General features: G+C 68.8%; 16 protein-coding genes and 1 pseudogene. 12 read left to right on the top strand and 5 right to left on the bottom strand.

Annotation, left to right across the window (positions count from 1 at the left end; translation table 11 throughout):
• Positions 1 to 175: 175 nt before the first annotated feature.
• The 6 genes from paaA to EV644_RS06330 all read left to right on the top strand — a co-directional run bounded on the left by paaA (position 176) and on the right by EV644_RS06330 (position 4,584).
• The gene (paaA, locus tag EV644_RS06355) at positions 176 to 1,105 is read left to right on the top strand and encodes a 1,2-phenylacetyl-CoA epoxidase subunit PaaA (protein ID WP_241998014.1); all 930 of its coding nucleotides are present in this window, start codon (positions 176 to 178) and stop codon (positions 1,103 to 1,105) included.
• Positions 1,102 to 1,380, top strand: coding sequence for a 1,2-phenylacetyl-CoA epoxidase subunit PaaB (gene paaB, locus EV644_RS06350; protein ID WP_132188103.1), 279 nt, complete (start codon positions 1,102 to 1,104; stop codon positions 1,378 to 1,380). Before paaA ends, paaB begins: the two co-directional genes overlap by 4 nt.
• Entirely contained in the window at positions 1,377 to 2,117 is a 741-nt protein-coding gene (paaC, locus tag EV644_RS06345; RefSeq protein ID WP_132188104.1) for a 1,2-phenylacetyl-CoA epoxidase subunit PaaC, read from the top strand. Before paaB ends, paaC begins: the two co-directional genes overlap by 4 nt.
• Complete coding sequence (gene paaD, locus EV644_RS06340; protein ID WP_241998017.1) at positions 2,114 to 2,605, top strand: 1,2-phenylacetyl-CoA epoxidase subunit PaaD; 492 nt, start codon at positions 2,114 to 2,116, stop codon at positions 2,603 to 2,605. Before paaC ends, paaD begins: the two co-directional genes overlap by 4 nt.
• Before the next feature lies 1 nt (position 2,606).
• Entirely contained in the window at positions 2,607 to 3,689 is a 1,083-nt protein-coding gene (paaE, locus tag EV644_RS06335) for a 1,2-phenylacetyl-CoA epoxidase subunit PaaE (RefSeq protein ID WP_132188105.1), read from the top strand.
• Between the two features lie 85 nt (positions 3,690 to 3,774).
• Positions 3,775 to 4,584, top strand: coding sequence for a metal-dependent hydrolase (locus EV644_RS06330; RefSeq protein WP_132188106.1), 810 nt, complete (start codon positions 3,775 to 3,777; stop codon positions 4,582 to 4,584).
• 112 nt (positions 4,585 to 4,696) lie between these two features.
• On the opposite strand, the gene EV644_RS06325 is transcribed toward EV644_RS06330, so the two are convergent.
• Positions 4,697 to 5,887 (bottom strand): hypothetical protein, encoded by a 1,191-nt coding sequence (locus EV644_RS06325; protein WP_132188107.1) that lies wholly within the window; start codon positions 5,885 to 5,887, stop codon positions 4,697 to 4,699.
• 403 nt (positions 5,888 to 6,290) lie between these two features.
• Between EV644_RS06325 and dapA the strand changes: the two genes are divergently transcribed.
• Genes dapA through EV644_RS46070 form a run of 3 tightly spaced genes read left to right on the top strand, consistent with a single transcriptional unit; the run spans position 6,291 to position 9,947 of the window.
• Positions 6,291 to 7,205 carry a 4-hydroxy-tetrahydrodipicolinate synthase gene (gene dapA / locus EV644_RS06320; protein WP_132188108.1) on the top strand — a complete coding sequence of 305 codons (915 nt, stop codon included), beginning with the start codon at positions 6,291 to 6,293 and terminating at the stop codon, positions 7,203 to 7,205.
• A complete protein-coding gene (locus EV644_RS06315; protein WP_132188109.1) occupies positions 7,202 to 8,896 on the top strand; it encodes a ribonuclease J in 1,695 nt (564 codons plus the stop codon). The genes dapA and EV644_RS06315 overlap by 4 nt, the downstream gene beginning before the upstream one ends.
• Positions 8,897 to 8,915: 19 nt before the next feature.
• A complete protein-coding gene (locus EV644_RS46070; RefSeq protein ID WP_158292756.1) occupies positions 8,916 to 9,947 on the top strand; it encodes a LacI family DNA-binding transcriptional regulator in 1,032 nt (343 codons plus the stop codon).
• A gap of 16 nt (positions 9,948 to 9,963) precedes the next feature.
• On the opposite strand, the pseudogene EV644_RS06305 reads toward EV644_RS46070, so the two are convergent.
• Both EV644_RS06305 and EV644_RS06300 read right to left on the bottom strand, forming a co-directional pair.
• Positions 9,964 to 11,025, bottom strand: a pseudogene (locus EV644_RS06305) (YbfB/YjiJ family MFS transporter); the annotation flags it as partial.
• Positions 11,022 to 11,765: an alpha/beta hydrolase family protein gene (locus EV644_RS06300; RefSeq protein ID WP_132188110.1), complete on the bottom strand. Its 744-nt coding sequence runs from the start codon at positions 11,763 to 11,765 to the stop codon at positions 11,022 to 11,024. The gene EV644_RS06300 and the pseudogene EV644_RS06305, both read right to left, overlap by 4 nt.
• Before the next feature lie 82 nt (positions 11,766 to 11,847).
• Here EV644_RS06300 and EV644_RS06295 point away from each other — a divergent pair, with 82 nt between their 5' ends.
• The gene (locus EV644_RS06295) at positions 11,848 to 12,426 is read left to right on the top strand and encodes a TetR/AcrR family transcriptional regulator (protein ID WP_132188111.1); all 579 of its coding nucleotides are present in this window, start codon (positions 11,848 to 11,850) and stop codon (positions 12,424 to 12,426) included.
• 22 nt (positions 12,427 to 12,448) lie between these two features.
• On the opposite strand, the gene EV644_RS06290 is transcribed toward EV644_RS06295, so the two are convergent.
• Together EV644_RS06290 and EV644_RS06285 are read right to left on the bottom strand one after the other, a co-directional pair.
• On the bottom strand, positions 12,449 to 13,528 hold the full coding sequence (locus EV644_RS06290) for a fatty acid desaturase family protein (protein ID WP_132188112.1): 1,080 nt from the start codon (positions 13,526 to 13,528) through the stop codon (positions 12,449 to 12,451).
• A gap of 114 nt (positions 13,529 to 13,642) precedes the next feature.
• Positions 13,643 to 14,353 carry a GAF and ANTAR domain-containing protein gene (locus tag EV644_RS06285; RefSeq protein WP_132188113.1) on the bottom strand — a complete coding sequence of 237 codons (711 nt, stop codon included), beginning with the start codon at positions 14,351 to 14,353 and terminating at the stop codon, positions 13,643 to 13,645.
• 137 nt (positions 14,354 to 14,490) lie between these two features.
• On the opposite strand from EV644_RS06285, the gene EV644_RS06280 reads away from it, so the two are divergent.
• Positions 14,491 to 16,023 (top strand): alkaline phosphatase D family protein, encoded by a 1,533-nt coding sequence (locus EV644_RS06280; protein WP_132188114.1) that lies wholly within the window; start codon positions 14,491 to 14,493, stop codon positions 16,021 to 16,023.
• 147 nt (positions 16,024 to 16,170) lie between these two features.
• Positions 16,171 to 18,231 carry a prolyl oligopeptidase family serine peptidase gene (locus tag EV644_RS06275; protein ID WP_132188115.1) on the top strand — a complete coding sequence of 687 codons (2,061 nt, stop codon included), beginning with the start codon at positions 16,171 to 16,173 and terminating at the stop codon, positions 18,229 to 18,231.
• The last annotated feature ends 73 nt before the right edge of the window (positions 18,232 to 18,304 follow it).

Here is an 18,304-nt window from a genome sequence, read left to right as displayed (position 1 = left end):
GAACTGTTACCTCCATCCTTATGTCCCGGCGCCTGGCTCCCCATCGCCCTGAGCCCTCTTTTCGGGTGGTGCTACCACCACCCTTCGGCCGCGACGGCGTTCGCAGTACGGGCGAGTTGTGACACTTTTTGTTGAGATGGGGAGGAAGTGTCACATCTGCGCTATGCTCGCGGGCATGGACAGCTTTCAGGCCACGATCGAGGCGGACGGGCGGATCGAGCCGCGGGATGCGATGCCTGAGGGGTATCGCAAGACGCTGATCCGGCAGATCGCCCAGCACGCGCACTCCGAGATCATCGGGATGCAGCCGGAGGGGAACTGGATCAGCCGCGCCCCGTCGCTGCGGCGGAAGGCGATCCTGATGGCGAAGGTGCAGGACGAGGCCGGCCACGGCCTGTACCTGTACGCCGCCGCCGAGACGCTCGGGGTGGATCGTGCCGACCTGCTGGACCTGCTGCACAGCGGCAAGCAGAAGTACTCCAGCATCTTCAACTACCCGACCCTCACCTGGGCCGACATCGGCGCGATCGGCTGGCTGGTGGACGGCGCCGCGATCGTCAACCAGGTGCCGCTGTGCCGCTGCTCCTACGGCCCGTACGCGCGGGCCATGGTCCGGGTCTGCAAGGAGGAGTCGTTCCACCAGCGGCAGGGTTTCGAGATCCTGTACACGCTGTGCAACGGCACCGAGGCGCAGAAGGCGATGGCGCAGGACGCGCTGAACCGCTGGTGGTGGCCGAGCCTGATGATGTTCGGCCCGCCGGACGCCAGCTCGACGCACTCCGAGCAGTCGATGGCGTGGGGGATCAAGCGGCACAGCAACGACGAGCTCCGGCAGCGGTTCGTGGACATGACCGTCCCGCAGGCCGATGTGCTCGGCATCCGTGTCCCCGACGACGGGCTGACCTACGACGAGGAGACCGGGCACTACAGCTTCACCGAGCCGGACTTCACCGAGCTCTACGAAGTTGTCAAGGGCAACGGTCCGTGCAACCAGCAGCGCCTCGCGCACCGCGTCAAGGCACACGAGGACGGCGCCTGGGTCCGCGAGGCAGCGGCGGCGTACGCCGAGAAGCAGGCCGCCAAGGCGCAGGGGAGTGCCGCATGATCGAGCCGCTCTGGGAGGTCTTCATCCGGTCGAGGCGCGGCCTGTCGCACGTGCACGTCGGCAGCCTGCACGCGCCGGACGCGACGATGGCGCTGCGCAACGCACGCGACGTCTACACCCGCCGGCAGGAGGGCGTGTCGATCTGGGTGGTTCCGGCCACCGACATCACCGCGTCGAGCCCGGACGAGAAGGACGAGTTCTTCGACCCGGCCGGCGACAAGGTCTACCGGCACCCGACGTTCTACCACGTCCCGGAAGGCGTCGACCACCTGTGAACGACCTCTTCGTCTACACGCTCCGGCTCGGGGACGACGCGCTGATCGCGGCGCAGCGGACCGCCGAGTGGATCGCGGCCGCTCCGCAGCTCGAGGAAGACGTGGCCCTGGGCAACATCGGGCTCGACCAGCTCGGCCAGGCCCGCACCCTGCTGCAGTACGCCGGGCAGGTCGAGGGCGTGGGGCGCTCCGAGGACGACCTTGCCTACTTCCGCGACGAGCGTGACTTCCTCAACGTGCAGCTGTGCGAGCTCCCCAATGGCGACTTCGCGCACAGCATCGCCAGGCTCCTGTACTTCGCGACGTACCAGCACCTGCTCTACGAGGAGCTGCGCGGATGTGCTGACGAGACTCTCGCGGGTGTCGCCGGCAAGGCGGTCAAGGAGGTCGCGTACCACGTCGACCACGCGACGCAGTGGGTTCTCCGCCTCGGCGACGGCACTGAGGAGAGCCACCGGCGCATGCAGGCCGGCCTCGACACGATGTGGCCGTACACGGCGGAACTGTTCACCTCGGATGCCCTGGTGGAGCGCCTGGAGGTCGCGGTGGATCCGTCCACCCTGCACGACGAGTGGGAGCGCCGGGTCACCCAGGTGATCGACGAATCCACCTGCGCGCGTCCGACTTCGTCGTACCAACACTCCGGTGGTCGCGAGGGTCGGCATACCGAGCACTTCGGCTTTCTGCTCGCAGAGCTGCAGCACGTGGCGCGCTCGCATCCTGGAGCATCGTGGTGAGCGACACCGCGCTCAGCGACGCCCAGATCTGGGAGGCCGTCGGCGAGGTCGCGGATCCGGAGGTGCCCGTGCTCACGATCGCGGATCTCGGCGTACTGCGCGGCGTTCGGCACGATGGTGACGAGGTGGTCGTGACGATCACCCCCACATACTCCGGCTGTCCCGCGATGGACTTGATCAAGCACGAGGTCGAGCTGACCTTGAACCACCTCGGCGTCGAAGGCCGGGTGGAGACGGTGTTGTCGCCGGCCTGGACCACTGACTGGATGAGCGAAGAGGGCAAGGCCAAGCTGACGGAGTACGGGATCGCTCCGCCGACCGGCAAGCGCGCCGTCGGTGGACCGGTTTCGCTGAGTCTGACCATTCGCTGCCCGCTGTGCGGTTCACCCGACACGACCGAGTTGAGTCGCTTCGGCTCCACGTCGTGCAAGTCGCTCTGGCGCTGCAACTCCTGCCGAGAGCCCTTCGATCACTTCAAGGCGATCTGACATGACGACGATGACCCGTAGGCGGGCCACCTTCCATTCCCTGACGGTGAAGGCGATCGACCTGATCACCGACGACTCGGTCGCGATCACGTTCGACGTCCCGGCCGATCTTGCGGCGGAGTATGAGTTCGCCGCGGGACAGCACCTGACCGTGCGGCGGCCGGGAGACGACGTGCGGCGGAGCTACTCGATCTGCTCGCGGGCCGGGTCCGGCGTACTGCGGATCGCGGTCAAGCGGATCCCCGGCGGCGAGTTCTCGTCGTACGCCGCCAGCGGGCTGAAGGTGGGCGACACGATCGACGTGATGACCCCGCTCGGCCGGTTCGGCACCCCGCTGGACCCGGCGAACGCCAAGCACTACGCGTTCGTCGCCGCGGGCAGCGGGATCACCCCGGTGCTGTCGCTGGTCGCGACCATCCTCGCGGTCGAGCCGCAGAGCCGGGTCACCTTGCTCTACGGCAACCGCACCGCCGGTTCGGTGATGTTCGCGGACGACCTCGCCGACCTCAAGGACGTGTACGCCGAGCGGCTGCACCTGGTGCACGTGCTCTCCCGGGAGTCGACCGAGGTCGAACTGTTCAGCGGCCGGATCGACAGCGACCGGTTGCGCCGGATGATCGACACGATCCTGCCGGTGAAGTCCGTCGACGAGTGGTTCCTCTGCGGGCCGTACGCGATGGTCGTCGGCGCGCAGGAGGTGCTGATCGACGAGGGCGTACCGCGGGAGACCGTGCATGCCGAGCTGTTCCACGTCGGCGACGAGGCGCCGGTCGCCCGCGTCGAGGAGAACGTGGCCGACGAGGACGCAGCCGAGGTGACGGTCATCCTGGACGGCCGCCGGTCGACGTTCCCGCTGGGCGAGCACGCGAAGGTGGTGCTCGACGCGACCCTCGCAGTACGGACCGATGCGCCGTTCGCCTGCAAGGGCGGCGTGTGCGGCACCTGCCGGGCCAAGGTGGTCGAGGGGACCGTGCGGATGGACACCAACTGGGCCCTGGAGCCCGACGAGATCCGGGCCGGCTACGTGCTGACCTGCCAGTCCCACCCGACCAGCGAGAAGGTCACCCTCGACTTCGACGCCTGACGGTTGCGCCTCCCCGGAACTGTCGGAGTTCGCTGGAATACTCGGCCGCTCACGACGTGAGGGACTGAGGGGGTGGGGCGCCGTGATGGGGCGTTCGCATGCGTTGTCCGGTTGGTGTGCCGGTCTGGCCGTGGCGCCGTTCGTCGGCCTGAACTCGGTGGCCGAGGTGGTGCCGTTCGCCGCCGCGACCGCGGGGTACGCGTTGCTCCCCGACCTCGATCACCCGGGCGCGAGCGCGTCACGGGTGCTCGGTCCGATCACCGGGTTCGTGTCGGGCGCGGTGCGAGCCTTCTCGGGTGTTGTCTACGCGATCACCAAGGGACCGCGCGACGAGGACAGTACCGGGCGGCACCGGCACGCCAGTCACACCCTCGCGGCGGCCATCGCGCTGGGTTTCCTGACCTCCAGCGTCGGTGCCGCCGGTGGTTGGCGCGCAGTACTCGGTGTCGCGTTGTTCGGCCTGATCCTCGCCGCGGACGTGCTCGGCGACTGGGTGCTGACGGTGGTCGTCGGCGCGGGTGCCTGGACTCTCGCAGGCACCTGGCTGCCTGGCACCTCCGCGGCCCAGGCGTTGCAAGGCGGCCTCGCTGAGATCGGTAGCTGGATCGGTGTGGCAGTCGCCGTCGGGATGTTCGTGCACTGCCTCGGCGACAGCCTCACCCGGTCAGGTTGTCCGTGGCTCTGGCCGCTGCCGATCCGCGGCGAGACGTGGTACGAGATCCGCCTGCCCCGCGGCCTCCGCTTCCGCACCGGCGGCTGGGTCGAGAACCTCCTCATCGCCCCGGCCCTCGTCGTCGGAAGCGTTCTCCTGCTCCCCGGCGCCGTCCAGATCCTCCACGACTTCCTGGCCGCGCTGCTCTCCACCACCTCGGTCTGGATCGCCGGCGCCAACTAGCCGGGCGTGGTGCGCCGGAGGAGGAAGCTCACGGCACACCACGCCAGGGGTGGAACCTCATGGGTGGCTGGGAGGCGGGCACGAATCCCGGCCACCCACGAGGGATCGGGGGTCAGCTCCCGGCGTCGGGAGCGACCAGGGCCGGCAGCTTGGCGTCGAAGAGCCCGGCGAAGGCCAGGCTGGGCAGGATGTGGCCCTGGTCCGGCGCGCCGGTCACGACGCTGTAGGCCCACTCGACCGTGCGCAGCCGCTGGTTCGGGGTGCCGTGGTGGCCGGCGTCGGAGAAGTTGCAGTCGCCGATGCCGTAGAAGACCTGGTCGAAGAGCCGCACCCGCTTCCACTGCATGCTGGCGCCGCGCGAGTGGGACAGGAAGTAGGCGCCGAAGCCGTCGGCCATCAGTTCGGTCCGGCGAGTCGCCTCGGGGCCGGTCAGGTCCGACGCGAACAGACCGTCCTCGTACTGGACGTGGTGACCGAACTCGTGCGAGAGGATCGCCTGCGGCGCCACGTCACCCAGTCCGATCGCCTGGTAGGCCTGCATGATGCCGTCGCCCATCACGATCTGGTCCGGCAGAGCTGCCAACGCGGGGTTCGGATCGCCAACGCCGGTGAACGCGTAGGCGTTCATGCTGAGCAGCGGGTGGTTGCGGAACTTCGGCTGCTCGGCCCACGAGGCGTAGAGGTTCGCGAAGTACGTCGAGTCGAAGTCGGACCTGTTGTAGATCGTCCGGAACACCTGGTAGAGCGCCGTACGGTCGGCCAGGACCGCGCTGTGCATCGGCTTGATCCTGATGTCAGCGGACTGGATGTCCCAGAACGTCTTCACGTCGCGGAAGGTGTGCGTCACCGCGGTGGTGAACTCACCGTTCAGCCCGTACGGCGAGTTGGCAGGCGTCGCGATCATGCTGCCGTAGCCGGTCAGGTTCGACAGCGTGGCGCCGAGCGCGAAGATCCTGTCCAGCAGGGTCCAGTCGGTGATGGTGCCGGCCACCCAATCCGTGAGCGGAGTGTTGGGCGAGCAGGCGTAGTCCTCCGGATCGATCGCCTTGAGGATCGCGGCCGTGGAGGCGGGTGCCTCCTCCAGGCCGAGGCGTTGCGCGGTGGCCGTCGCGGTGGCCACGATCTCCGGGCCAAGCATCGCGCGAGCCTGCTCCAGCAGGGATCCGGGCTCCTCCGCGGTGGATGCGGCGGCCTGGGTCTGCACGGAGGTGACCGGGACCGGCGCGGCCTCGGCTGGTACGACGGACATCGCCGTGAGGCCGAGGGTTGCCAGTGCGACAGGCCACGCGAGGTACTTCTTCATGACGCTCCTAGGGATTCGCCGAGGGGACGGTTCGACGAGTGGCGGGGGACTGATCATCAGTATTGGCAGCTGTTCTCCGTCCCGTCTCGCCTTCGGTCTGTCGGAATCCGGCATGGCAGATTCCTGACGCTGACACTTTTGTGCCGTTGGTGTGACGACCGGGTCCCAAGCGGCTGAGCAATCGATGCCAGTCTCGAAATCCGGTGAAGGATCGACAGCTGGTGAGCGTTCCATCACTACGCGTACTTCCAGAAACTTTTCCGGACTTTTTTGGACAAACCTGTAACGCCTGCGGGGGGCGGCCCGATAGGACGAGTGAGCCTGGTGGCTGCCCGGACCCCCGAGCGGACAGCCACCAGGCCTACTCATTTCTCGAGGCAGTCGGAGCGGTAATCTGAGCCCCATGTCCTCAGCAGCAACTTCCGCCTCAGCAGCCCTGCCTTTCGGCCGGCTGACCACGGCGATGATCACCCCGTTCCGGCCCGACGGCTCGCTCGATCTCGAGGCCGCGCAGCGGGTGGCGACCGGGCTGGTGGACCAGGGCAACGACGCCCTGATCATCAACGGAACCACCGGCGAGGCGCCGACCACCACCGACGAGGAGAAGGTCGAGCTGGTCCGCGCGGTCCTGGCCGCGGTCGGCGATCGCGCGCAGGTGCTCGCGGGAGTGGGGTCGAACAACACGGCCCACACCGTGGAGTCCGCGAAGGCTGCCGAGGCCGCGGGAGCGCACGGCCTGCTGGTCGTCACGCCGTACTACAACAAGCCCCCGCAGGACGGCATCAAGGCGCACTTCACCGCGGTCGCCGACGCCACCGGCCTGCCCGTGCTGGTCTACGACATCCCCGGCCGGGCAGGTGTCCCGATCACCACCGAGACGCTGCTCGCGCTGTCCGAGCACCCGCGGATCGTCGCGGTGAAGGACGCCAAGGGCGACGTCGCCGGCACCACCAAGGTGCTCGCCAACTCCGACCTGGCCTACTACTGCGGCGCCGACGAGCTGAACCTCGCCTGGCTGTCGATCGGTGCCGTCGGCATCGCGAGCGTGGTCGCCCACGTCGCCAGTCCGCAGTACCGCGGGTTGATCGACGCCGTCGTCGCCGGTGATCTCGCCACCGCACAGCAGATCGATCGCCGGCTGGTGCCCGCCGTCGAGGCGATCATGACGAGGACCCAGGGCGCCATCATGGTGAAGGCCGCACTGAAGCTGGCCGGCGTCATCGAGCACGCGACGATGCGGTCGCCGCTGATCGAGGCGACCCCCGAACAGCTCGACTGGCTCACCACCGATCTCAAGACGGCAGGACTGATTGCATGAGTCACCCCCACCCGGAACTGGACGCGCCGGCACCACTGGCGCCCGGCGCGCTGCGGGTCATCCCGCTCGGCGGCCTCGGCGAGGTCGGCCGGAACATGACGGTCTTCGAGTACGACGGCAAGCTGCTGATCGTCGACTGCGGCGTGCTCTTCCCGGACGAGAACCAGCCCGGTGTCGACCTGATCCTCCCGGATTTCCAGCCCATCCGGGAGCGTTTGGACGACATCGTGGCGGTGGTCCTGACGCACGGGCACGAGGACCACATTGGCGGTCTGCCCTATCTGCTGCGCGAGCGCGGCGACATCCCGGTGGTCGGTTCGCAGCTCACGCTGGCGCTGCTCGAGGGCAAGCTGAAGGAGCACCGGCACCGCAACGTGCCGCAGCAGACCGTGGCCGAAGGCGAGACGGTCCGCTTCGGTCCGTTCGAGTGCGAGTTCCTCGCGGTCAACCACTCCATCCCGGACGCGCTCGCGGTCGCCATCCGTACGCCGGCCGGCATGGTGCTGCACACCGGCGACTTCAAGATGGACCAGTTGCCGCTGGACAACCGGATCACCGACCTGCGCGCGTTCGCGCGGCTCGGCGAGGAGGGCGTCGACCTGTTCTGCGTCGACTCCACCAACTCCGAGGTGCCCGGCTTCACCACTCACGAGCGCGACATCGCCCCGGTCCTGGACGGCGTCTTCAGCAAGGCGAGGAACCAGCGCATCATCGTCGCCTGCTTCGCCTCCCACGTGCACCGCGTCCAGCAGGTGATGGACGCCGCCGTGAAGCACCACCGCAAGGTCGCGTACGTCGGCCGCTCGATGGTGCGCAACATGGGAGTCGCCCGGGATCTGGGCTTCCTCAACGTCCCCGGCGACACCCTGATCGACATGCGCGAGCTCGACAACTACCCGCCGGAGCAGGTGGTGCTGGTCTCCACCGGTTCGCAGGGCGAGCCGATGTCGGCGCTGTCGCGGATCGCGGCGAACGACCACCACGTAGTACAGATCCAGCGGGGCGACACCGTCGTACTGGCGTCGTCGCTGATCCCGGGCAACGAGAACTCGGTCTTCCGGGTGATCAACGGGCTGACCCGGCACGGCGCGAACGTGATTCACAAGGGCAACGCGCTGGTGCACGTGTCGGGCCACGCGAGCGCCGGTGAACTGCTGTACTGCTACAACATCGTCAAGCCGCGCAACGTGATGCCGGTGCACGGGGAGATCCGGCACCTGCACGCGAACGCCGAGCTCGCCCGGCAGACCGGCGTACCGGCCGCGAACGTCGTGGTGGTCGAGGACGGCGTGGTGGTCGACCTGGTCGACGGCAAGGCCGTCGTCGCGGGCAAGGTGGAGTGCGGTTACGTGTTCGTGGACGGGTCCACCGTCGGCGACATCACCGAGACGTCGCTGAAGGATCGCAGGATTCTCGGCGACGAGGGTTTCATCTCGGTGATCGCCGTGATGGACTCTGTCACCGGCAAACTGACAGCCGGACCCGAGATCCAGGCTCGCGGGTTCGCCGAGGACGACACCGTCTTCGACGACCTGAGGCCGAAGATCGAGGCGGAGATCGAGAAGGCGATCGGAAGCGGGGTGGACGACATGTACCAGTTGCAGCAGGTCATCCGCCGCGTGGTCGGCAAGTGGGTCAGTGACACCCACCGGCGCCGGCCGATGATCATCCCGGTCGTCGTGGAGTCTTGAACGAGAGGGTGGGCCAGGCGTGAGTATCACTGGTGTCAATGGAGCCGGGCAGCGCCGGCCCACCATGAAAGAGGTCGCGGCCCGGGCGGGCGTGGCGCTCAAGACCGTCTCCCGGGTGGTCAACGAGGAGCCGAACGTCAGCCCGGAGCTGACCGCGAAGGTCCAGGCCGCGATCAAAGAGCTGAACTACACGCCGAACGAGAGCGCCCGGATGCTGCGCCGGGGCAAGACCGGCACCATCGCCGTGGTGATCCGCGACATCGGCGACCCGTTCTTCGCCTCCCTCGGCCGAGCGGTCGAGCTGTGGGCCCGGTCCAGCGGCTCGGTCGTGATGATCGGCCTGACCGACGAGGACCCGGAGCGCGAGCGGGACGTCTGCCTCGAGTTCGTCGCCCGCCGCCCGGACGCCCTCATCATGGCGCCGATCGGCGAGACCCAGGACTACCTGGCTCCGCACGTGGACGCCGGCATGGCCGTGGTGACGATCGACCGGCCGGCGCACGGGATCGAGGCCGACGCCGTCCTGGCGGACAACGCCGGCGGCATCGACCAGGCGATCGACCACCTGGTCCGCCAGGGGCATCGCCGGATCGCGTACCTCGGTGACGACGAGCGGATCTTCACCGCCCGCGAACGTGTCGTCGCCTATCGCGCGGCGATGGCCCGCCACCGGATCGACGTCGACGAGGACCTGGTCCACCTGTCCGAGCCGACCACCGAGGGCATCGGGATCACCCTGTCCGCAGTACTGGACCGGCCGGAGCCGGCCACCGCGATCCTCTCGGCGAACAACATGACCACCGCCGAAGTACTGCGGGGCATGGCCGGGCGGCGGGATCGCGTGGCGCTGGTGTCGTTCGACGATCTTGCGCTCGGGGATCTGCTCAGCCCGGGTCTGACCGCAGTGGCCCAGTCGGCCGACGTGATGGCCCGTACTGCGATTCAGCTGATGACCGAGCGTCTTCCTGAGCCGCATCGGCCGGGCCGGACCGTCCGGGTGCCGGTGAAGCTGACGATCCGCGGGTCCGGCGAGATTCCGCCTTCCAGCTGAGAGCTACCAGCGCGCCTGCCGCGCAGAGGATAGCGGTCCAGCCGAGGGCCGCGGCCGCGCCGAAGTGATCGGCGAGCCAGCCCGCGGGCCCGGGGCCGACGGTCTGCCCGGCCGCGAACAGCACGGTGAGCGTCCCGATGACGGCGGTCCACTCGTGCTGCGGGACGGTACGACGTACCAGCGCCGCGACTGACGCCGGGACGTTGAGGAAGGTCAGCCCGACGATCGCTGCCGAGATCAGCACAGTGGTGCGGCTGTGGCGAAGCAGGGGGAGTACGGCGGCGATCGCCTGCAGGGCCAGGAGGGTCGCCATGGCTCGGGCGTAGCGCCAGGTCGTCAGCGGCCGGGTCCACAGGATGGGGCCGGCGATCGCGGCCGCTCCGATCAAGGTCCAGGTGGCAGCCACCTCGTAGGCGTTGCTGTGCTCCGTCTTCAGGTAGGCCGTCAGGAACGTGATGTAGACGATGTAGCCGGCGCCGAACAGGACATAGGCGACGCCGACCGGCCAGAGTCGTCCCAGTTTGGCCTTGGCGTCCGGTGTTGGTGGGACCGAGCTGACCGCCGACCAGGAGATGATTGTCGCCAGCAACGATCCGGCGGCCAACAGTAGCCAGGCGGTCGGCCAGCGGTCGGGGTTGCCGTCGAGCAGCAGCGGGAGCACGAAGCCGCTCAGCGCGACGCCCAGTCCGGCACCACCGAAGTACACGGTGAGCGCTGAGCGATCCGCCAGTCGTGCGGCCACCACCGTGCCCGCGACGAAGACCAGGGCACCGGACAAGCCTGCTGTTGCTCTGAGAAACATCTGGAGAAGCTGGGAGGAAGTGGTTGCGGTGGCGGCGAGGGCGAGTGTGGTGACGACCATGCCGAGTTGGAAGGACCGGGCGGCGCCGAGTCGCCGGATGACCATCGCGACGACGATCGCGCCCAGCAGGTAGCCGACGCCGTTCGCCGTCGTCTGCAGTCCTGCGTCCGCCAACGACCAGCCGAGCTGATCGCGCATCGCCGGCACCACCAGCCCGTAGGCGAACCGCGCGAAACCGAGCGCGACCGCTGAACCGAGAGCGAGCCGGTACTTCACAGGTGCCGCTGAAGGAAGGTGAGCACCGTCTCCGCCAGGTCCTCGCGATGATCCGACAGCGCATGGTCGGTGGGGAACAGGTGATGCTCGGCGGCTGGGTAGGCGTCGACCAGCGGCAGATGATGCTGCTCGTACGGCGAAACCGGGTCGCGGCCGGCTCCGATCAGCAGCACCGGGCGATCCGCCAGCCGCAGGGCGAGGTCGGCAAGTCGCCACTCGGGGCCATGAGCAACCATCTCGTCGACCAGGGCCTTGCCGCTGGTTCCTTGCAGGGGAAGGAGTTCCGCCTCGAAGGGCTCGATGTACGCCTCGGCGCCGGGCCCAGTACCGGCGGCGCCGAGGTCGAAGCAGGTGATCGACGCGACCACCGGGATCGTCGGGTCGGCCGCCGCTGTGTGGAGAGCAGCGAACCCGCCGAGGCTGTGCCCGACCACGGCGAGTCTGGCCGGATCGAGGCCAGGTGTCGCCCGCAGGATCGCGACGGCGGCCCGGGCGTCCTCGAGCACGTTGCTCCAGGACCAGGAGCCGGCCGCGCCCCAGGAGCCACGGTAGTGGAACACGAGCGTTGCGAAACCGGCCCGGCGGAAGACCTGGGCGAGATCGAAATTGCGCTCGTACCCCGGGAAGCCATGCAGCAGCAGGACCGCCGGATGAGGCCCGGGACCGGTCGGCAGGTGCAGTACCCCGGGCAGGTCCAACCCGGCGCTGCGAATGGGGAAGGCGGGCGTGCTGGCAAGCATCAGGCGGCACCTCGTTTGATCGAACCGATCGGTACCATCGTCACGCTAGCAGGAGATCGATCCAATCGGTACCATCTATCCCATGCCGGTCGCCAAAGGAAGTTCGCTCGACCCCGGGCGGACCCGCGCGGGGATGCTCGAGGCCGCGAGCCTGGTCTTCTACCAGCGCGGCCTGGACGGGGTCGGGATCGCCGAACTGTGCGCGTCGGTCGGCGCGTCGAAGGAGACGCTCTACCGGCACTTCGGCTCGAAGGACGGCCTGATCGAGGCGGTCCTGCAGGCGCGCAGCGACCGGATCAACCGCTGGATGCGTGGCGCGGCCGAGGCAGCCGGGGACGATCCCGCGGCCCAGTTGACCGCTGTCTTCGAGGTGCTGGGGGACTGGTACTCCGAGCCCGGCTTCCGCGGTTGCGCGATCGTGAACGCGGCCACCCAACGCCACGTGGAGCCGGCCCAGACGATCGTGGCTCGCCACCTGGACCGCTACCTCGGGTTGTTCACCGAGATCGCGACGGCAGCGGACGTCGCCGAGCCGGAGCGGGTCGGGCGTCAGCTACTGATGTTGCTCGAAGGCGCGACCGTGCTGGCAGACCACCAGGGACTGGGACGGGCCGCAGCCGATGACGCACTGGCCGCGGCCCTCCCGCTGCTGGCGAGCTAGTTCCGCCCGTTGGTTCCGCCCATCAGTTCCGCATGGTGGCGGCGAGCGGGCACTGGAAGGGGTCGCGCGCCCGGAGCCCGACGTTGTTCAGGTAGTCGATGACGATCCGGTAGGACTCGAACAGACCGACCTCGGTGTACTTCACGCCGTGCACCTGGCAGTACTCGCGAACGATCGGCCGCACCTTCCGCAGCGTCGGCCTGGGCATGCTCGGGAAGAGGTGGTGCTCGATCTGGTAGTTGAGTCCGCCCATCGCGAAGTCCACCATCACACCGCCGCGGATGTTGCGGGACATCAGCACCTGGCGGCGCAGGAAGTCCAGCTTCATCGAGGCCGGCACCAGCGGCATGCCCTTGTGGTTCGGCGCGAACGAGGCGCCCAGGAAAACGCCGAAGAGGGCGAGTTGCAGCCCGAGGAAGGCGCTGGCCTTGCCCATCGGCAGCACGATGTAGAGGGCGGCGATGTAGCCGCCGACCCGGGACACGACGACCGCGGCCTCGACGCGCTCCAGCCGGGTCGCCCCGCGCCGGAAGAGGTGCTGGATGCTCGCCACGTGCAGGCTCAGCCCCTCCAGCGTCAGCAGCGGGAAGAACAGCCAGCCCTGGCGATCGCCGAGCCACTTGACCAGGCCGGTACGCCTGGCGACGTGGTCAGGGGTGAAGGCGACCACTCCGATCGCGATGTCGGGGTCCTTGCCCAGCTGGTTGGGCGCGTTGTGGTGCTTGCTGTGCTTGTTGCGCCACCAACTGACGCTCATCCCGGCCAACGCGCCGGACAGCAGGCGGGCGGTCCAGTCGTTCCAGCCGGCCGAGTTGAAGATCTGCCGGTGCGCGCTGTCGTGGCTGAGGAACGCGACCTGGGTGAGGACGACCGCGAGCGCGCCGGCCATCAGCAGCTGGAACCAGGAGTCGCCGAGGAGGATGAAGCCGGTGATGATTCCGCCCAGCGCGGCGAGTACCAGCCCGATGCGGGTCCAGTAGTAGCCGTAGCGGCGCCGGAGCAGACCGAGGTCACGCACAGCGTGCGAGAGGTCGGTGTAGAGACTTGCGTGCCGCGCCTGCGGGCCTTGCGGATGTCTGTCATCCGCGACGAGCTGTGACAATGAGAACGCCCCATCCGGGAGTGCATCGGTCGAGATGCGCTACCGGGTCCAGGGCAGCGCCACGAGAAAGTGGCTGATGCCGTCAACGGAACCACGGCCGGCAGTCGGACGCAACTACTGGGTCAGCAGTGCAGAGGTTTCGAGCGTGCCGTCGAGCACACTGTTGGCCACGGAAGTCAGCCCGCAGCCCCGGCCCCGGGCGTACGAACGCATCGCGGTGAAGGCATCCGGCAGGCTCACGCCGGCTCGTTCGGCCAGCATCCCCTTGGCCTGTTCGATCACGACGCGGCTGTCCAGCGCGTGCTGGAGCTGCCCGGCGAGCTCCTGCTGGCCGCGCAGCTCCCGTTCGTGCAGCAGGCCGATCGTCGCCATGTCGGAGAGGGCTTGCCCGAGCGCGGCGTCCTCCTCGGTGAGCGGGGTCGGGTCGGACCGGAACAGGTTCATCGCGCCGATCACCTGGCCGCGGAGTCGCAGCGGCAGCGCATGGGCCGAGACGTATCCGCCGGCCGCCGCTGCCGAAGCGAAGTCGGGCCAGTCGGCCAGGTCGACGTTGACGACCGGTACGCCGGACCGGAAGCACTCCGGGCACGGTCCCTCGTTCTGCTGCAGCTCGAACAGCTCCAGCAGCTCGGCCTGGTCGTCCGACGAGGCCATCACGTGCAGTACGCCGTGGTCGTCGGCCAGCATCAGGCCGGCCGCGTCCACGTCGAGCAGCTCGACGCTCGCCTCGGCGAGCATGCCGAGGAAGTCGACCAGGTCGAACTCGGCGACCAGGGTGTCGGCCAACCGGATGAAGACCTGCGTGAGGCGGTGTTCTCTGCTCATTCCCCGGCATTCCCTTTCGGCCCTGGCTTCCCTCCATCATCGGTCCACACACAAGGGTGAGAACACCCTGGCCGAGTTGTCAGGTAGTTCGCGCGAAGGTCACCCTGCCGTCACCCTGGAATAGCACCTTCGGCTTCATGAACCTGAGCCGCCGCCAGCTGCTGGCCGTCACCGCCGCCGCGAGCGCCACCGTCGCCGTACCGGCCGCGACCGCCGCCGCTGCCCCCAACGTCGTCCGCCGTACCCGGCCCGCCCTGCCGTCCGGGATCGCGAGCGGCGACGTCACCTCGAACTCGGCCGTCGTCTGGTCCCGGACGGATCGCCGCGCCCGCCTCGTCGTCGACCTGACCAGCCATGGCCGGTTCGACAAGGCAGTGCGACTGCGGGGCCCGATCACCTCGGCCGATGGCGACTTCACCGCCCAGTTGCCGCTGAAGGGACTCCGGCCCGGCCAGCGCTACGACTACCGGATCGGCTTCGAGGACTCGTCCGGCCGGGTCGGCGAGACCGCCGAAGGCTCCTTCAGTACGCCGGGCCGCAACCGCCCGGTGAGCTTCGTCTGGACCGGGGACACCGCCGGCCAGGGGTACGGCATCAACCCCGAGATCGGCGGCATGGTCGCGTACAAGGCGATGCACCAGACCCGGCCCGACTTCTTCCTGCACTCCGGCGACAACATCTACGCCGACGGCCCGATCGAGGCCGAGCTGAAGGTTGCCGACGGCACCATCTGGAAGAACGTGGTGACCGAGGAGGTCTCCAAGGTCGCCGAGACGCTGGCCGAGTACCGCGGCCGGTACAAGTACAACCTGCTCGACCAGAACGTGCTGGACCTGTACGCCGACGTGCCGATCGTCAGCCAGTGGGACGACCACGAGACGCTGAACAACTGGTATCCCGGCGAGATCCTGACCGACGCCCGGTACACCGAGAAGCGGGTCGACGTGCTCGCGGCGCGGGCGCGCAAGGCGTTCCTCGAGTACCTGCCGATGACGCACCCGGCCGGGCGGAACCGGATCTACCGCAAGGTGAGCTACGGCCCGCTGCTGGACGTGTTCTGCCTGGACATGCGGACCTACCGCGGCGCCAACCCGGCCCCGGGTGTCGCCGGCCCGGTCGCGATGCTGGGAGCGGAGCAGGCCGCCTGGTTGGTGCGGGAGGTCGCTGCCTCGAAGGCTGCCTGGAAGGTGATCGCCAGCGACATGCCGCTCGGCCTGCTCGTCCCGGACGGCAACGAGATCGAGGCGGTCGCCAACGGTCTGGCCGGAGCGCCTGGCGGCCGTGAGCACGAGATCGCCTGGGTGCTGAGCCAGTTCAAGCGCCGCAAGGTGCGGAACTCGGTCTGGCTGACCGCGGACGTGCACTACTGCGCCGCGCAACACTACGACCCGTCCCGCGCGGCCTTCACCGACTTCGACCCGTTCTGGGAACTCGTCGCCGGTCCGGTCAACGCCGGCACCTTCGGTCCGAACGGGCTGGATTCGACCTTCGGCCCGAAGGTGGAGTTCGTGAAGGCGGCGGACTTCCCGAACCAGCCACCGAGCGGCGGCAACCAGTTCTTCGGCCACGTCGGGATCGACCCGCGCACCGAGGTCTTCACCGCGTCGCTGCGCAACCTCTACGGCAAGGTCCTCTGGAGCAAGGACCTGAACCCCGCCGGGAGGCACTGAGCACCTCAGGGGAGCGGCCCACTCACCGGTCCGGACGCCTAGCGCGGGATGCCGCCCGCCGAAGGTCCGGTGAGTGGGACGCGCAGTCGCCGCCTGCAAGGGAAAACCGGCGGAAGGGAGTCGGTACGGCGTACTAGGTTGGCTGGCATGACCTCCGAGTACCCCGAGAGCCGCCGCGACGAGAGCGTCGTCGAGACCCTGCACGGCCGCGAGATCGCTGACCCGTACCGCTGGCTGGAGGACCCTGACTCCACCGAGACCAAGGACTGGGTCCGCCGTCAGAACGAGGCCACCGAGACCGAACTGTCGAGCTACCCCGAGCGGGAGTGGTTCCAGCAGACGATGACCGCGATCCTGGCGCGCCCGCGGGCCGGCGTACCGGCTCAGGAGTCCGGCTGGTTCTTCGTCGGCCGCAACGACGGCACCCAGGCCCAGGACGTCGTATTCGTGGCCGACTCCCTGCAGGGGCTCCTCGACGGCGGCCGGGTGCTCATCGACCCGAACAAGCTCTCCGAGGACGGCACCGACTCCCTGGGCAGCTACACGGTCAGCCCGGACGGCCGGTACTTCGCGTACGGCGTGAACGAGAGCGGTAGCGACTGGATCACCTTCCGGCTGCTGGAGGTCGCCACTGGCGCCGAGGTGGACGACGTGGTCACCCAGGCCAAGTTCTGCGAGGCCACCTGGCTGCCGGACTCCTCGGCGTACCTGTACCTGCACTACCCGGCCAGTGGTCGCAGTGAGGGCACCGAGACGAAGGCGCTCGGCGGGGGCCAGCTGAAGCTGCACAAGGTCGGGACGCCGCAGGAGGACGACCAGCTGATCCTGAGCTTCCCGGAGAACGATCGGATCTTCATCGGGCCGGAGGTCTCCGACGACGACCGCTACCTCGTGGTGACGATCAGCGAGGGCACCGACCCGGCGGCGAGGCTCTGGCTCTACCCGATCACTGACGGCGGGCTCGGTGAGCCGATCAAGGTGATCGACGAGTTCCGCGACGAGTCCGCCTTTGTCCGCATGTCCGGTGACCGGCTCGTCCTCCGGACCGACCGGGACGCGTCGCGGGGCCGGGTGGTGACCTCGGATCTGGAGGGCACCTTCACCGACCTGATCCCCGAGGGCGAAGGTGCGCTGCAGTCTGTCAGCGGGACCGCGGCCGGTCTGGCCGTGCTGTCCCTGATCGACGCACAGCCGGTTCTCTCGCTGTACGACCTGGATGGCGGCAACCCGCGGGTGGTGCCGGTGCCTGGTGGGGGAGTAGTCGGCCTGAACGCGTCGCCCAAGCACAACGAGGTGTTCGTCGGCCTGTCGTCGACCACCGACCCGACAGTCTCGTACGTCGTCTCCGCGGCGTCGGGCGAGTTCCGCGCACTGCCTGAGCTCGTGACGGCCGGCGCGGGGTTCACCTCGCCGGAGATCACCGTCACCCGCCGGGTCGAACCGGGCCGCGAGGTGCCGTACTTCCTGATCAGCCGGGCCGACCTGACCTTCGACCAGCCGCGGCCCACGCTCATGTGGGGGTACGGCGGCTTCCGCATCCCGGTGCTGGCCGACTACCGGCCGGGGTGGCCCGCCTGGCTCGCGGCCGGCGGCGTACTGGTGATCACCAACCTGCGCGGCGGCGGCGAGTACGGCAGTTCCTGGCACGACGAAGGGCGGCTGGCGAACAAGCAGAACGTCTTCGACGACTTCATCGCGGTCGGCGAGCACCTGCAGAAGACCAAGGTGACCACGCCGCAGCAACTCGCCATCCACGGCCGCAGCAACGGCGGCCTGCTGGTGGGCGCGGTCATGACGCAGCGGCCGGACCTGTTCGCGGTGGCGCTGCCCGGGGTCGGCGTGATGGACATGCTGCGGTTCCACCTGTTCACCGTGGGTGCCGCGTGGGCGTCGGACTTCGGCCTGCCGGACGACGCCGCGCAGTTCGAGGACCTGGTCGCCTACTCGCCGCTGCACAACCTGCACGCCGGTACGTCGTACCCGGCGACGCTGGCCGTGACCGGCGATCACGACGACCGGGTGGTGCCGCTGCACAGTCACAAGTTCATGGCGACGCTGCAGCATGTGCAGGCCGGAGATCGTCCAGTGCTGAGCCGGATCGAGGTCAATACCGGCCACGGCTTCGGTAAGCCCGCGGCCATGGTCGCCTCGGAATGGGCCGACCTGCTGGCGTTCGCTGCGCATCACACAGGTCTGCGACCGCAGTAGCGGGGCAGACGCTCGCTAGTCCGGAGTGGCTGGTTCTGCTTCGGCGTATGCCGCTCACCGTGCAGGGCTGCAG

The sequence above is a fragment of the Kribbella orskensis genome (genome assembly GCF_004342085.1).
GTDB lineage: Bacteria > Actinomycetota > Actinomycetes > Propionibacteriales > Kribbellaceae > Kribbella > Kribbella orskensis.
Note: the sequence above shows the minus strand (reverse complement) of the source record. Positions and strands in the feature narration are given on the sequence as shown.